This window comes from Bradyrhizobium vignae, assembly GCF_900324035.1.
Taxonomy (GTDB): domain Bacteria; phylum Pseudomonadota; class Alphaproteobacteria; order Rhizobiales; family Xanthobacteraceae; genus Bradyrhizobium; species Bradyrhizobium vignae.
The window spans coordinates 3957541-3971990 of the sequence record NZ_LS398110.1 but is presented as its reverse complement, the minus strand read 5'-3'; the positions used below and the strand labels follow the sequence as shown (position 1 = coordinate 3971990).

11 protein-coding genes are annotated in these 14450 nt (G+C 64.2%); 3 read left to right on the top strand and 8 right to left on the bottom strand.

The window, feature by feature from the left end:
• Positions 1 to 26 precede the first annotated feature (26 nt).
• From BRAD3257_RS19315 to BRAD3257_RS19300, 3 genes are all read right to left on the bottom strand, one after another.
• A complete protein-coding gene (locus tag BRAD3257_RS19315; RefSeq protein ID WP_122406653.1) occupies positions 27 to 1577 on the bottom strand; it encodes an SPOR domain-containing protein in 1551 nt (516 codons plus the stop codon).
• Positions 1578 to 1717: 140 nt separating this feature from the next.
• Positions 1718 to 3508 carry an arginine--tRNA ligase gene (gene argS / locus BRAD3257_RS19305; protein WP_160118823.1) on the bottom strand — a complete coding sequence of 597 codons (1791 nt, stop codon included), beginning with the start codon at positions 3506 to 3508 and terminating at the stop codon, positions 1718 to 1720.
• Between the two features lie 9 nt (positions 3509 to 3517).
• Positions 3518 to 4726 carry a deoxyguanosinetriphosphate triphosphohydrolase gene (locus BRAD3257_RS19300; protein WP_122403123.1) on the bottom strand — a complete coding sequence of 403 codons (1209 nt, stop codon included), beginning with the start codon at positions 4724 to 4726 and terminating at the stop codon, positions 3518 to 3520.
• A 110-nt stretch (positions 4727 to 4836) separates the two neighbouring features.
• Between BRAD3257_RS19300 and erpA the strand changes: the two genes are divergently transcribed.
• Complete coding sequence (gene erpA / locus BRAD3257_RS19295; protein WP_024342679.1) at positions 4837 to 5166, top strand: iron-sulfur cluster insertion protein ErpA; 330 nt, start codon at positions 4837 to 4839, stop codon at positions 5164 to 5166.
• A 4-nt stretch (positions 5167 to 5170) separates the two neighbouring features.
• On the opposite strand, the gene BRAD3257_RS19290 is transcribed toward erpA, so the two are convergent.
• Positions 5171 to 7495, bottom strand: a complete 2325-nt coding sequence (locus tag BRAD3257_RS19290) for an ATP-binding protein (protein ID WP_122403122.1) — start codon at positions 7493 to 7495, stop codon at positions 5171 to 5173.
• 135 nt (positions 7496 to 7630) lie between these two features.
• On the opposite strand from BRAD3257_RS19290, the gene xth reads away from it, so the two are divergent.
• A complete protein-coding gene (gene xth, locus BRAD3257_RS19285) occupies positions 7631 to 8428 on the top strand; it encodes an exodeoxyribonuclease III (RefSeq protein WP_122406652.1) in 798 nt (265 codons plus the stop codon).
• An 18-nt stretch (positions 8429 to 8446) separates the two neighbouring features.
• Here xth and BRAD3257_RS19280 read toward each other — a convergent pair whose 3' ends face one another.
• From BRAD3257_RS19280 to BRAD3257_RS41075, 4 genes are all read right to left on the bottom strand, one after another.
• On the bottom strand, positions 8447 to 9274 hold the full coding sequence (locus BRAD3257_RS19280) for a tetratricopeptide repeat protein (RefSeq protein WP_122403121.1): 828 nt from the start codon (positions 9272 to 9274) through the stop codon (positions 8447 to 8449).
• Complete coding sequence (ilvD, locus tag BRAD3257_RS19275; RefSeq protein WP_122403120.1) at positions 9261 to 10982, bottom strand: dihydroxy-acid dehydratase; 1722 nt, start codon at positions 10980 to 10982, stop codon at positions 9261 to 9263. The genes BRAD3257_RS19280 and ilvD overlap by 14 nt, the downstream gene beginning before the upstream one ends.
• A gap of 609 nt (positions 10983 to 11591) precedes the next feature.
• Positions 11592 to 12116 carry a transposase gene (locus BRAD3257_RS41080; RefSeq protein ID WP_129142818.1) on the bottom strand — a complete coding sequence of 175 codons (525 nt, stop codon included), beginning with the start codon at positions 12114 to 12116 and terminating at the stop codon, positions 11592 to 11594.
• Positions 12100 to 12408: an IS110 family transposase gene (locus tag BRAD3257_RS41075; RefSeq protein ID WP_244607992.1), complete on the bottom strand. Its 309-nt coding sequence runs from the start codon at positions 12406 to 12408 to the stop codon at positions 12100 to 12102. Before BRAD3257_RS41075 ends, BRAD3257_RS41080 begins: the two co-directional genes overlap by 17 nt.
• Before the next feature lie 320 nt (positions 12409 to 12728).
• Between BRAD3257_RS41075 and BRAD3257_RS19265 the strand changes: the two genes are divergently transcribed.
• The gene (locus BRAD3257_RS19265) at positions 12729 to 13814 is read left to right on the top strand and encodes an IS4 family transposase (RefSeq protein WP_122403119.1); all 1086 of its coding nucleotides are present in this window, start codon (positions 12729 to 12731) and stop codon (positions 13812 to 13814) included.
• Positions 13815 to 14450: the final 636 nt, after the last annotated feature.

The following is a 14450-nucleotide window of genomic DNA, read 5'->3' as shown; positions in this document are numbered from 1 at the left end:
CCGCGAAGGGGTCAAGGAAACGGCCGTTAATTCCTCTGGACGAAGCAGGCAGACAGGCCTGCGGACTTGAGGCTGTTGCAAGCCTGCGTCGCCTCCTCGGCCGAAGCGTAGGGACCCGCGAAGGCGCGGTAGACGATCCCCTTGCCCTTGTCGGTCAGATCGACCCGCTTGATCACCGGCGAACGGGAGCCGAGCACGCTGCCGTACTTGCTCTGGAGCACTCGATAGGACGCGGCGGCGCTGTCCTCACTTTGCTGCGAGGAGACCTGCACGATGTAGCCGCCGCCGCTGCTGCTGCTGGGCGCGATTTGCGTCGGGTTGGTGGCAGCCATCCGCTGCGGAGGCTCGGCCGTCGCTCCCGATTGCGGCGCGAGCGACAGGGGCTGGTTGACGCTGGCATTGGCCGAGGTCGGCGGATTGCGCGGCGCCGCCGGTGCAGCGGGCGCGGCAATAGGCTTCGGCGCCGTAGCCGTCGGCTTGGCGGCGGCCGATTGCGGCACGGTGCTGTCAGTCTGATCGCCCTTCACGGCCACAGTCCTGATCGGACGCGGCAAATTGTTCGGCAGCGTGCCATTGCTCGGAGTCGGCCCTGCGCTCGGCGGCGGCACGGTAGAGGGCGACACGCTCGCCACCGACGGCGGGTTCGCATTCTGGTTCAGCGGCGGGAACACCACGCGGGGCCCGCCTGCCCTGGCGTTGACGTCGACGGGCGCCTCCTCGCGCGGCACGATCTTTTCCGTGCCGTCACCGCTGAACATGCGATCCGGTACCTTGGCCGCGGAGTCCGTCGGAGCCGGCACGATCTTGGTCGGCGTGTTGTCAGCCTTGATGATCGGCGGCTCGCCGCTGCGAGGCGAGCCGATATAGGTCTTGTAGGCGAACGCCGCACTGGTGCCGACGACGGCAAGTGCGAGAATCGCCGCGACCGTCATCATGCCACCGCGCTGCTTCTTCGGCTCCTCGACTTCGGCCTCGGGATAGTCGCTTTGGTACGCGTAAGGGTCGTCTGGATAAGCCGGCTCGCGTTGATAATCCTGTTCGCCTGTCTCCAGGCGACCGTAGAGCGCATCGTCGTAGCGCGATGGATCAGGCTGCGCATACGGCTCCTGATAAGCCTGCTCCTGGTAAGCTTGGCTATGCTGCTGGTAGGCCTGATCCTGATAACCTTGATCCTGATAGGCCCGCGGCTGCTGAACATCAGGCTCGGGCGCGGCAGCCTTGGCTGAATAGCGATGCAACGGATGAACCGGGCTGACGGAGACGGAATAGTCAGGCTCCGGTGCCGGCTGCGGCTGCACGTTCGCGCGCCGCATCCATGAGGGCGGCCCGGGCGGCGGCGGCGCCTGCTCGGCGTAGTCCTGCTGACCATCTTCCTGGCGGTAATCGTCTTGATGATAGCTCTGGGCGGGCGCTGCCGGCGGGCGGGCAGTCGACTTCCCCTGCGCTGCGAACGGATCAGTCTGTCCGATCAGACGGGCAAGCTCGGCCAAGGGATCATTTTCCGCCTTCCCATAGTGATCGCCGCCGCGACCATAGTCATCGGAAGGAAACGGTCTGTCCTGATATCGTTCGGCCATCGTGATGATGCGTCCCTTCGGGAAAGCCGCGCGCCCCTCGACCAAGGCACGGCCTTCGACCCACAAGGCTTTCAACCAAGTCTAAGCGATCCGGCTTCTGCCGGTTACCCCCGAATTCCGCTTAAGTAGTTCGCCCCAAACTACCGCATCTCGTCCGGAGCATGGACGCCGAGGATGGCGAGGCCCGATGCCAGAACAGAGACGACGCCCTGAACCATCGCCAGCCGCGCCTTTGTAAGATCTGCATCATTATTGATAATGAAGCGTAAATAGGGCAAATCGCGCCCTTTCGTCCAAAGCGCATGAAATTCGCTGGCTAAATCATAGAGATAAAAGGCAATTCGGTGCGGCTCGTGGGCCGCGGCGGCCGCTTCCAGCATGCGCGGATAAATTGCGAGACGCTTGAGAAGATCGAGTTCCACGGGATCCGACAGCCGCTCGACCGCCGACTCAGCGAGCCAGGCAATGCGCTCGCCGGCATCTTCGGGCAGTTCCGGAAACACCTCGGCCCGCGCGTTGCGGAAGATCGAGTGGCCGCGGGCGTGGCCATACTGGACGTAGAACACCGGATTGTCGCGCGACTGCTCCATGACCTTGGCGAGGTCGAAGTCGAGCACCGCATCGTTCTTCCGGTAGAGCATCATGAAGCGGACGGCGTCCTGGCCGACCTCATCCACCACCTCACGCAAGGTGACGAAGTCCCCGCTCCGCTTGGACATTTTGACCGGCTCGCCATTGCGCAGCAACTTCACGAGCTGGACGATCTTGACGTCGAGCGATCCCTTGCCCGAGGTCGTCGCCTTCACCGCCGCCTGCATCCGCTTGATGTAGCCGCCATGGTCGGCGCCCCACACGTCGATCATCTCGGCGAAACCGCGGTCGAACTTGTTCTTGTGATAGGCGATGTCGGAGGCGAAGTAGGTGTAGGAATTGTCCGACTTGATCAGCGGCCGATCGACGTCGTCGCCATAGGCGGTTGCCTTGAACAGCAGCTGCTCGCGGTCTTCCCAATCCTCGACCGGCGCGCCCTTCGGTGGCGGCAGGCGGCCTTCGTAGATGTCGCCCTTGGCCTTCAGGAAGTCGATGGTCCCGGCAACCTTGTCGTTGCCGCCTTCAATCAGCGAGCGCTCGGAGAAAAACACGTCGTGGCGGATATTGAGCGCGGCGAGATCGTCCTTGATCTCATCCATCATCATCGCGATCGCCTTGGCGCGCACGGTCGGCAGCCACTCGGCCTCGGTCATCGCGAGGAGCCTGTCGCCGTGCTCTTTCGCCAGCGCCTGCCCCACAGGCTTGAGGTAGTCGCCCGGATAGAGGCCTTCGGGAACGGCACCGATGTCCTCGCCGAGCGCCTCGCGATACCTTAGGAACGCCGAACGTGCGAGCACGTCAACCTGGGCACCTGCATCGTTGATGTAATATTCTCGCGTGACGTCGTGACCGGCGAACTGGAGCAGGCTGGCCAGCGCGTCGCCGAACACCGCGCCGCGGCAATGGCCGACATGCATCGGCCCCGTCGGATTGGCCGAGACGTATTCGACATTGACCTTGGCGCCGCTGCGGATGCGGCCGTAGTCGCCGGCCTCGCGCAGCACCGTCCGCAACGCCTCAGCCCAGGCGGCGGGCTTCAGCGTCAAATTGATGAAGCCGGGACCGGCGACGTCGACCTTGGCGATCAGCGCGTCGGTGCGCAGCCGCCCGGCGATCTGCTCGGCGAGATCGCGCGGCTTTGCCTTGGCCTCTTTCGCAAGCACCATCGCAGCATTGGTCGCCATGTCGCCGTGGGAGGCATCGCGCGGCGGCTCGACCACCACGCGGGAGAAATCGATGCCCTCCGGCCAACTGGCGTCCGCCGCAAGCGCGCGGCAGGCGGCGTGCACGCGTGCGAGCACATCGGCGAACAGATGCAGGGATGAGGATGTCTGGGGCATGGGCGCCGCCTAACGCAAATCCGGGGTCGAGTCAAAAAGCCGCTGGTGCTCGGTCAGGGCGAAACGGTCGGTCATTCCGGCAATGAAATTGCCGATCCGGCGGGCCCGGTCGCCCTCATTGTCCGCCTCTGCCCCCAACAGCCATTCCGGCGGCAGCTCGGCAGGGGATTTCAGGTATTTTGCGAACAGGTCGAACAGGATCTGCTCCGCCTCTCCCATCACCCGCATCACCCGCTCGTGGCGGTACATGTGCTGGTACAGGAAGGTCTTGATGGCAGCCTCTTCCTCCGCGACCTCGGCGGGAAACGCGATCAGCGCCCGGCTCTGCTGGCGGACGTCCTGGGCCGATTGCGGCTTGACGGCGGCGAGGTTCTTCTGCGCCTCCGCAAACACCGCCCCGATCAGGTGCGAGATCAGCTCGCGCACCAGCTCGGCGCCGCGCCGGACGTCCTCCAGATCGGGATAATGCGCCGCAGTCTCGGCGATGATCTCCGCAGTCAGCGGCATCACCTTGAGATCGTCGACGTGGAACAGGCCGGCGCGCAGGCCATCATCGATGTCGTGAGCGTCATAGGCGATGTCGTCGGCGATCGCGGCGACCTGCGCTTCCAGCGAGGCAAAGCTCCACAATTCGAGGTCATAGGTCTTGACGTAGTCGGCAATCCCCACGGGAACGCCGTGCTCGCGGTAGCGCCCGATCGGGCCGCCGCTGCGGTCGGTCAGCGGGCCGTTATGCTTGACGATGCCCTCCAGCGATTCCCAGGTCAGGTTGAGTCCGTCGAACTCGGGATAGCGGTGCTCGAGCGAAGTCACCACGCGGAGCGCCTGGGCATTGTGGTCGAAGCCGCCGAACTCCTTCAGGCAGGCGTCCAACGCCCGCTCGCCAGCATGGCCGAACGGCGGGTGGCCGAGATCGTGGGCGAGCGCGAGCGTCTCGGTCAGGTCCTCGTCGAGGCCGAGTTGGCGGGCCAGCGCGCGGGCGAGTTGCGCCACCTCCAGCGAATGGGTCAGGCGGGTGCGGTAATGGTCGCCCTCGTGGAACACGAACACCTGGGTCTTGTACTTCAGGCGGCGGAACGCGGTCGAATGGATCACCCGGTCGCAATCCCGCCGGAACGGGCTGCGGGTCCGGCTCGGGGGCTCGGCGACCAGCCGGCCGCGGCTGCGATCGGGGTCGCAGGCATAGGGCGTGCGGGGGGCTGCCATTCCGACGGACACGGCGAATTTAGTCCCTATCCATTTGATTCTGCGTATGGTGGCACTTAACTATGTCAGGCGCGGGATACCAAATGAATTGGGTATGACTGCGGGACTATCGGAGACGAGTGATGACGACTGCCGTGACCATCAGCGACCGGGCCGCACGCCGGATTGGGGAGATCCTCAAGGGCGAAGGTTCTGGCGCGATGCTGCGCATCTCGGTCGAGGGCGGCGGCTGCTCCGGTTTCCAGTACAAGTTCGACATCGACCGCGCGCGGACCGACGACGATCTCGTGATCGAGCAGGACAATGCGGTGGTGCTGGTCGATTCCGCCTCGCAACCGTTCCTGGCGGGATCGCAGGTCGATTTCGTCGATGACCTGATCGGCGCCTCGTTCCGCGTCAACAATCCCAATGCCACAGCGTCCTGCGGCTGCGGGACGAGCTTCTCGGTCTGAGTGCTTACGCGCCCGTTATCTGCCTTTCCTCGTCCGTCCACTCCACGTCGCCCGGCATCGGCTCCGGCTGAAGCGGCGCGTCCTCGAACGCGAGATGGCCGTCCAGCGCGCGCAGGAGTGCCGCGATCAGCGCGGGCTTGCGCAGCGGCTTGGCAAGGAAGTCCGACATGCCCGCTTCGCGGCAGATCTTGATGTCCTCAGGGAAGGCGTTGGCGGTCAGGGCGATGATCGGCAAGAGCCGCCCGCCTTGTGCCCGGATCGCCCGGGTGGCGGCCAGTCCGTCCATATCGGGCATGCGCACGTCCATCAGCACGACATCGTAATTGTCCTGGGATGCCGCTGCGACGGCCTCGGCGCCGTCGGCGACGACGCTCAATTCGACGTCGAAGGAGCCCAGCATCTTGCTGACGACCATGCGGTTCACGGCATCGTCCTCCGCGACCAGCACCTTCAGCGGCCGGTCGAAGCCGGCGATCCGGGCTTTGAGATCGTCGGCTTCGTCGCGCCTGCCCGCCTGATCGGATGCCTGCGCATGGCTCCAGGGCAGCACCAGCGTGAAGCGGAAGGTCGAGCCCTCGCCCGGCGTCGAGGTGACGCCGATGGTGCCGCCCATCTGCTCGATGATGCGCCTGCTGATCGCAAGGCCGAGGCCGGTGCCGCCGAAGCGGCGGCTGATCGAGGCATCGGCCTGGGCGAAGTCGCTGAACAACAGGCCGAGCTTTTCCGGGGCGATGCCGATGCCGCTGTCGGTCACGGTCCATTCGACGGTCGCCAGCAGGTCGCGGCGCGCCCGGCAGATGACTGATATCGTCACCTCGCCCTCGTCGGTGAACTTCACTGCGTTGGACGCGAGGTTGAGCAACACCTGGCGGATGCGCGCGACGTCGCCGCGCAGCGTCGGCGGCAGGGTCGGATCGAGCTCGACCTTGACGGATAGCCCCTTGCCCTTGGCGCTCGCGCGCACCACGGTCGCAACCGTCTCGACCAGCGCCTGCGGGGCGAAGTCGATCACCTCGAACTGGAAGCGGCCGGCCTCGAGCTTGGACAGGTCGAGGATGTCGTTGAGGATGCGCTGGAGATTGTCGCCGGACTCGCGGATCGTGGTGACGGCCTCGCGCTGCTCCGGATCGAGTTTTGTCTCCAGCAGCATGCTGGCAAGTCCGAGCACGCCGTTCATGGGCGTGCGGATCTCGTGGCTCATCACCGCCAGGAAGTCGGACTTGGCGCGGCTCTCGGCCTCGGCCTTTTCCGCGCGCCAACGCTCGGTGACGTCGCGCCCGAAGCCGCGATAGCCGAGGAACTGGCCCTCGCGATCATAGGCCGGCTTTGCCGTGAGCGACCACAGCCGCGCCTCGCCGCCGGCCACGACCTTGAGGTTCATCTCGTGCAGCGGCTCGGCATGCTCCATCAGGCCGATGATGTTGTAGGCTGCGCTCTTGTCCCCCGGGCACAGCATCTCGAGCACGTCTGCGAAATGCGAGCCCCTGAGCAGCGGTAGCGGCAGCTGCGCGACATCCGCGAAGCGTTGGGGCACGTCGATCAGATGCCCGTCGGCATCGGTCTGCCACAGCCAGTCGCCGGCATTCTCCTGAAAATCCTTCAGCAGCAGCGAGATGATCTCGGTTTGGCGCTCGAGTTCGAGCTGGGCCTTGAGGTTGCCAAAGAACAGATTGCCTTGCGAGACGATGTTGCGCGCCATGAAAAACGCGAACAGCAGCAGGAACACCGCGGTCACGAGATACGGACCGGTGCCGCAGAGCAGCAGCGCGCCGGCGCAGGCGACGGTCATGGTGGCGAGATAGACGAGGCCCGCCCGCGGGAAGGTCGAGAGCGTGAAGGCGCCGCCCGACATCATGCCGACCATCAGGCAGGCCAGGATCAATTGACTGGTCGGCTCGGCGCGGCTGAACAGGGCCAGCGGCAGCGTGCTCCAGATCGCGGCGACGAAAAATGCCTGCCGCAGCATTTGCTGCGCCACGCGCGGCGAGGCTCCCTGGGGTGGGCTCTGATGCGACTTGTGCCACGCGCGCACCGCGAGCGAGGCGGTGGCCGCGAGCGTCATGCCCCAGATGGCGAGGAAGTCATTCCAGCCCCTGCCCCAGAGCAGGATCAGCACGATGGCGACGTTCAGCATCGTCACCGCCATCGTCACCGGGATCAGCCGCGTCACGGCGTCGATCTGCTTGGCGCGGATGCGCCGCATCTGCCGTTCGCTGAGATCGGCGGTCAGGCCGTCCTCGATCTCGAAGCCGCCGAGCCAATACAGGAACGCGCCGATCACGCCGTCACGCGGCTGAGTTCGTATCATCGACTTGTCCGGCCATCCCATCCGCGGAACCTATTGACGATCAATGGCCCACCGCCCGCTTAGACCGGGTTAATTTTGTGGGAGATTTTGCGGCGTCCTTGACGGGCGCGTTTGCAGTTTGTTCTAACCATGGCCCTTGGTCCGGAGCCTGCCGACATGCCCATCAGAGTAGCCACCTGGAACGTGAACTCGGTCCGGCAGCGGATCGATCTGCTCCTGACCTGGCTGAGAGAGAGCCAGCCCGACATCGTCTGCCTGCAGGAGATCAAATGCGTCGACGAGGCCTTTCCGCGGCTGGAGATCGAGGCGCTCGGCTACAATGTCGTCACGCATGGGCAGAAGACGTTCAACGGCGTTGCGCTGCTCTCTAAGCTCAGGTTCGACGAGACCAAGTCGGGCCTCGCCGGCGACGACGAGGACGCCCATGCGCGCTTCCTCGAGGGCGTGGTGACGCTAAAGTCTGGCGTGCTGCGCATCGCCTGTCTCTACCTGCCCAATGGCAACCCGGTCGGGACCGACAAATATCCCTACAAGCTCAAATGGATGTCGCGGCTTCTTGACTACTCGAAAGAGCGCCTCAAGGCTGAGGAGCCGCTGATCCTCGCAGGCGACTTCAACGTCATCCCGCATGCCCGCGACGTGCACAATCCGGCCGCCTGGACGGAGGACGCCCTGTTCAAGACGGAGACGCGGGAGAGCTTTCAGTCCCTGCTCGGCCTCGGCCTGACCGACGCCCTGCGGGCCGTGACCGACGAGCCCGGGCTCTACACCTTCTGGGACTATCAGGCGGGGGCCTGGCAGAAGAACCAGGGCCTTCGGATCGACCATCTCTTGCTGTCGCCGCAGGCCACAGACCGGCTCGCCAATGTCGGCATCGACAGTTATGTGCGCGGCTGGGAGAAGCCGTCGGACCACGTGCCGGTGTGGGCGGATCTGGATCTTGAGGCGGCGTGAAGCCGCCTCATCGTGGAGCTATTCCCGGCGGCCCTGCACCCACTGTTCCAGCATTTGCAGGCACATGGCGCGGTCGTCGTCGGAGGCCTTGGCGAAGGCGCGGTTGTAGCTTTCCTTGATCCAGGTCTCTTCGGCGCCTGCGCTGTCGCGCGCCAGGGTCAGCCACATCAGGCCGCGCGCGGCCTGCCGCGGCAGGCGGTCGCCGTTGAACAGCATCTGACCGAGCAGTGCCTGGGCCTGGTGCTGGCCCTTCTGCGCGGCGAGGCCAAGCCAGCGTGCACCGTAACGGAAGTCCTCGCGCGAGGCGTCCGGGGTCTTCAGGTACAGGCGGGCGAGGTCGTACTGCGCGTCCGCGTTGCCGAAATAGGATGCGGCATACGAGAACATCTCCCGCGCGCGGTCAGGATCGGCCTTGATCTTCGAATTCGGAATGCCGGCCAGATAGTAGCGGCCGAGCGCGACGAAGGCATTGGCCACGATCTGCGCCTGCGGCGCCGACGGGCTGTCCTCGGCATGCGCATTGGCGATCCGGCTGAAATATTCGAAGGCACGCAAATCGTCCTGGGCGACGCCGTCGCCGTTGGCGTACATGCGGCCGAGCTTCCACTGTGCGATGGGGTGGCCACCCTCGGCAGCATATTGCAGTGCGCTCAGCGAGGTTTCCTGGGCTGCGACCGCCGGCGGAACCTTGGCGCGCACCGCACCCGCAGCGCCCGGCAGGGTGGTCACGACCGGGATGGTCGCGTCCTTCGGATTGACCGGCGCGCCGTCGAAGGCGAACGCCGGCGCGGCCAGCGCAGCCGCCCCCAACATAAACGCAACTATGGCACGCCTAGATGTCCGCATAGCACTGTTTCTCGTGCGCGCCGCCCGGATGGGTCACTGCCCCTCCGACCGCTGGTCCAACCTGCTGAGCATATTTCCAGAGAGCACCCGACGTGTGGTTAGTCGCGCGAGCGCTCCATTTGGTCTTGCGCTGAGCGAGTTCGGCGTCGCTCAATTTTACGTTAAGGGTACCGGCGACCGCGTCGATCTCGATGATGTCGCCGTCCTCGAGCAGCCCGATCGGGCCGCCGACCGCCGCCTCCGGCCCGACATGGCCGATGCAGAAGCCGCGGGTGGCGCCGGAGAAGCGGCCGTCGGTGATGAGCGCGATCTTGCCGCCCATGCCCTGGCCGGTCAGCGCCGCAGTGGTCTGGAGCATTTCCCGCATGCCGGGACCGCCCTTCGGCCCCTCGTAGCGGATCACGATGACTTCGCCTTCGCGGTAGGTGCGGTTCTGGACCGCCTCGAACGCATCCTCCTCCCGGTCGAAGCACCTGGCCGGACCGGTGAACTGGAGGTTGGACATTCCCGCGACTTTCACGATCGCACCTTCTGGCGCCAAATTGCCCTTCAGACCGACCACACCGCCCGTCACGGTGATGGGTTTGTCTGCCGGGTGCACCACGTCCTGGTGCGGATTCCACTTCACGCTCTTGAGGTTTTCGGCGATCGTGCGGCCCGTGACGGTAAGGCAATCACCGTGCAGGAAGCCGTTGTCGAGCAGCGTCTTCATCAGAAGCGGTATGCCACCTACTTCAAACATGTCTTTGGCGACATAACGGCCGCCCGGCTTCAAATCCGCGACATATGGTGTCTTTTTGAAGATTTCGGCGACGTCGAACAGGTCGAACTTGATGCCGGCCTCGTGAGCGATCGCCGGTAGGTGCAGCGCAGCATTGGTCGAGCCGCCGGAAGCCGCGACCACGGCAGCCGCGTTTTCCAAAGCTTTGCGAGTGACGATGTCGCGCGGCCGGATATTTTGCGCGATCAGGTCCATCACCTTCTCGCCCGCGGTCATGCAGAACGCATCACGGATTTCGTAAGGCGCCGGGGCACCGGCCGAGTACGGCAGCGCGAGTCCGATCGCCTCGGAGACGGTCGCCATGGTGTTGGCGGTGAACTGCGCGCCGCAGGCGCCCGCCGACGGGCAGGCCACGCGCTCGATCTCGTCGAGGTCCTCGTCCGACATGGCGCCGACCGAGTGCTTGCCGACCGCCTCGAACATGTCCTGCACGGTGACCTGCTGCCCGCGGAAGTTGCCGGGCAGGATCGAGCCGCCATAGATGAAGATCGAGGGCACGTTGAGGCGGACCATCGCCATCATCATGCCCGGCAGCGACTTGTCGCAGCCGGCAAGGCCGACCAGCGCGTCATAGGCGTGGCCGCGCACGGTCAGTTCGACCGAATCGGCGATGCATTCGCGTGACGGCAGCGACGAGCGCATGCCGTCATGGCCCATGGCGATGCCGTCGGTGACGGTGATGGTGCAGAATTCGCGCGGGGTGCCGCCGGCCGATGCCACGCCCTTCTTCACCGCCTGGGCCTGGCGCATCAAAGCGATGTTGCAGGGAGCGGCTTCATTCCAGCACGAGGCGACGCCGACGAAGGGCTGGTGGATCTGCTCGGTCGTCAGACCCATGGCGTAGAAATAGGACCGATGCGGCGCGCGCGCAGGACCTTCCGTCACGTGACGGCTCGGCAGCCTCTGCTTGTCGGTCTTGGCGTTCATCGCAACCAGTCTTCCCCGGCCAACCCTTTCAGACCCGAAAAATCAGAGCCAAGATTTGAATCGACCTTGGGATTTTCTCGTCGCCTTCGAAGACCGCCGCCGCTACCCTTTAAAACATTAGAGTGATCTTATTCATGTTCGGGTGTGGCCAAAAAGCGGCGGCCATGCGAACCGCCGGCGGTGAGGGTTAAATCCGGGATGGGTGTTGCTCAAGAGGAACAATCGTTACCGGGAAGACACGGAGCTCGCTACCTAAATACCGCAATAGCAATGGCAATCCACAACTCAGGATCTTTCGGAAGGAATAGCACACCAGGCTTGGCCAAGGAGGCGCGCACCAACCGGCAATCGCCTCATAAACTTCAGCACTTTCGAATCGCAGACATGCCTTCGCGTCCTCGCGGCTCAATTCGCCCGAGCTTTGCGTCATCTCTCGCCGCTCTTGTCCAAGAGCAACTGTGGCGAAGTAGCCCGGCGATCGGCCGGCCTCAAGGCTGGCGCTGGCGCGCCCCCGCCTGCGGCGGCTGACGGCCTTGACCCCGTCCGCTCACCGGTCTGTTGGCTTTGCATGCGCTCGGCCGAGGTCCGAGCGCGAGATAGGCGCGCTCGTCAGGCCACCCTGTATTTCTTCGGATCCCACGTCTCGCCGCGCGCGATCATGGTGTTGAGGATGATGATCAGCTTGCGCATGCAGGCGACGATCGCGACCTTTGGCGGCTTGCCCTTGGCAATCAGCCGTTCGTAGAAGGCCTTGAACACCGGATTGTTCAGCGTTGCGGCACCGACACAGGGCATGTAGAGGGCATTTCGCACCCAGCGGCGGCCACCCTTGATGCAGCGTTCACCTCGACGTTTGCCGCTATCGTCGTCATAAGGAGCAACGCCCATCAACGCGGCGGCAACTTCGTCGCTCACCTGCCCCAGCTCCGGTAGTCCTCCAAGCAGCGCCATTGCGGTCCCCTCAGCAAAGCCTGGTACGCTCTGGATGATCTCGGCACGTTTGGCAAAGTCCGGCGTTGTCTTGATCGTCGCCGCGATCGCGGTCTCGAGCGCGGCGATTTCGTCAGCCAGCTTCTTAAGAAGACGCGCGCGAGCCTTCTGAACAAGGGCCGGCGCCTCATGCTCCTTCTGCATTTTCCAGGCGAGCCCTGACGTCAAGCAGGCCTTGGCGTCCCTTCACCAGTGCCTTCATCTCCTCGTGAGCGGGATTGTCGACTTGGCTGGGAGCCTCGCCGAATGTCTCGGCGAACCAGGAGATCATCTCCGCGTCGATCTTGTCATTTTTCGCAAGGCGTCCCGCCGATTCCGCAAAGTGGCGAACCCGTTTGGGATCGACGATCCGTACTTCCAGCCCTGCTTGGCGCAACGCCTTGGCCCATACCCGCTCGTAGCCGCCGCTTGCCGCTCCGTTACGGTCCGAATGCACGCATCAATCTTGTCTTTAGCGACATCGATGCCGACGACAACCAGATCGTCTTGTGTCATCATCCACTCCCTTCCTTGCCTGGTACGGGCTCGCAGCCCTTGCAACTGTTCGGGTTCAGGAAGACACCGGAGCTGTCCCTTGCTCTTTAGCAGGCTCTGTCGCCTTTGGGCGCAACGGGCTCAGTTCCGGCAACGGGCGGTTCTGATCCAACCGCCCGTTGCCACATTCTGGCAGATTTCGGGACACAAGGGCGCAGGGAAGGCCGCATAGGCGTTAAGTTTGTTCTTGAGTGTTGGAATCACACGTGATTCCAAGGCGGGATGGCAGACGAATCGCTTCTGAACGAGGACTGGACGAGAGTGGTTACGCAGCTCGGCGGGGCTGCGCAGCTTGAAATAAGTGCGCGCCAGACGAAGGCTTTCGTGCGGCGGCGCCAAATTCCAGATGCGGTGTCGTTACTTCGGCTGATGCTGGCCTATTGTCTGGGTGAAAGAGGGTTGAGATCGACAGCCGCGTGGGCCGCTTCTGTTGGCCTTGCCGACCTCAGCAGCGTGGCGTTGTTCTATCGCCTGCGTCAATGTGGCGATTGGTTTGCAGTGCTGGTGGAGGGCTTGCTCGCTGCGGCAGCCCCGAAAGCGAGCCGAGGCCGCCTGATCCGCATTATCGATGCGACGACAGTGCCTCAGGCAGGACCGGCTGCGCGCAGGAACAGTGAGCTTTGGCGCGTTCATAGTGCATTCGATCTGCCATATGAGCGCTTTGGTCACTTCGAGCTGACAGATCAGCAAGAAGGCGAAACGTTTGACCGGATACCGGTGGTCAAGAACGAGATCCGCATTGCTGACCGCGCTTATCTACAACCTGACCGCATCGCCGCTGTGCGCGACGCCGGGGCAGACGTTTTGATCCGAGCGGGCTGGAAGAACGCACGTTGGCTTGATGCCAAAGGCCTTCCGTTCGATCTGATGGCCCAATTGCGTGCGGCGAAGGCGCACGGACTGATCGATCGGAGGATTTGGATCAAACGCAAGGACGGTGCGCCTCTGGCTATGCGTCTGGTCGCAGTCAAGAAGCCCGCCGGTGCAGTCGCGGCTTCGCGCCGTAAAGCCCGGCGCGACGCACAAGACGAAAACCGCGTCATCTCCAAAGAAACTCTGGAAGCCGCGGATTGGGTCATTCTGGTCACGTCGCTCGCGCGGGACGAGTTCTCCACCAAGGATGTACTCGCGCTCTATCGACTGCGATGGCGCATCGAACTTGGCTTCAAGCGACTGAAGAGTCTGATTGGTCTCAAGACGCCACCTGGAACCGATCCGCGCTCCGCCAAGCCCTACTTGCTGGCACACCTCTTGATCATCCTGCTGCTCGAGCCGCTTGCCCGCGACTTCGAGGACTCTCCCCGCTGAACGCAGGCCGCCTGACGGCACCTGGCGCTTGGCGTGTTTTGCAACAACTCGTTGCATCCTTGCTACAAGCGATCATTCCACAACCAACCATCCGTTGCTTTCGCCGCAGAAAGCGAGCGCTTGGGCGGCACCTGCGCGAGCCTCCTCGAAAACGTCCGTATCAATCGATGCTCGCGCTACCTTAACGCCTATGGGGAAGACCGGGTGCTGACCTCGCACCCGCGGTCTGCTGCGCGAAAAGCACGCGCAAAGGAGACCGCACAGCAGCATACAGGTGGTGCCAATCACTCGGCCTTCCCTGCGCGATGGTCGGACGGCTTATGCCGCGCTCTCCCGGGAGCCGAATTCCTTCTGGCCTCCCTCACGCTCGCGGAATTCACCGGCAGCCGCGCCGGTTGACGCGACTGCCGCATCCGCAAGCGCTTGACCGTAGCAACGACGGCCAGGACCACACGGTTTTGCCGTACGCACGGCTCGTTGGCGCCACAGGGTTCGACGGCGTTGTGCACGTTGCCACCGAAATGCTGACGCGACGAACCTGACAGCGCCGCTCGTCCGCACGAAGCCTCGGGCTCACGGAGAGCAATCCGCCCTGCCCTTGACATCTCGTACACGACGCTGCTGCGTCCACCGCAA

Coding starts and splice junctions, on each gene's coding strand:
- BRAD3257_RS19315 (WP_122406653.1), bottom strand. CDS start 1,577: ATGGCCGAACGATATCAGGACAGACCGTTTCCTTCCGATGACTATGGT.
- argS (WP_160118823.1), bottom strand. CDS start 3,508: ATGCCCCAGACATCCTCATCCCTGCATCTGTTCGCCGATGTGCTCGCA.
- erpA (WP_024342679.1), top strand. CDS start 4,837: ATGACGACTGCCGTGACCATCAGCGACCGGGCCGCACGCCGGATTGGG.
- BRAD3257_RS19290 (WP_122403122.1), bottom strand. CDS start 7,495: ATGGGATGGCCGGACAAGTCGATGATACGAACTCAGCCGCGTGACGGC.
- xth (WP_122406652.1), top strand. CDS start 7,631: ATGCCCATCAGAGTAGCCACCTGGAACGTGAACTCGGTCCGGCAGCGG.
- BRAD3257_RS19280 (WP_122403121.1), bottom strand. CDS start 9,274: ATGCGGACATCTAGGCGTGCCATAGTTGCGTTTATGTTGGGGGCGGCT.
- ilvD (WP_122403120.1), bottom strand. CDS start 10,982: ATGAACGCCAAGACCGACAAGCAGAGGCTGCCGAGCCGTCACGTGACG.
- BRAD3257_RS41080 (WP_129142818.1), bottom strand. CDS start 12,116: ATGCAGAAGGAGCATGAGGCGCCGGCCCTTGTTCAGAAGGCTCGCGCG.
- BRAD3257_RS19265 (WP_122403119.1), top strand. CDS start 12,729: ATGGCAGACGAATCGCTTCTGAACGAGGACTGGACGAGAGTGGTTACG.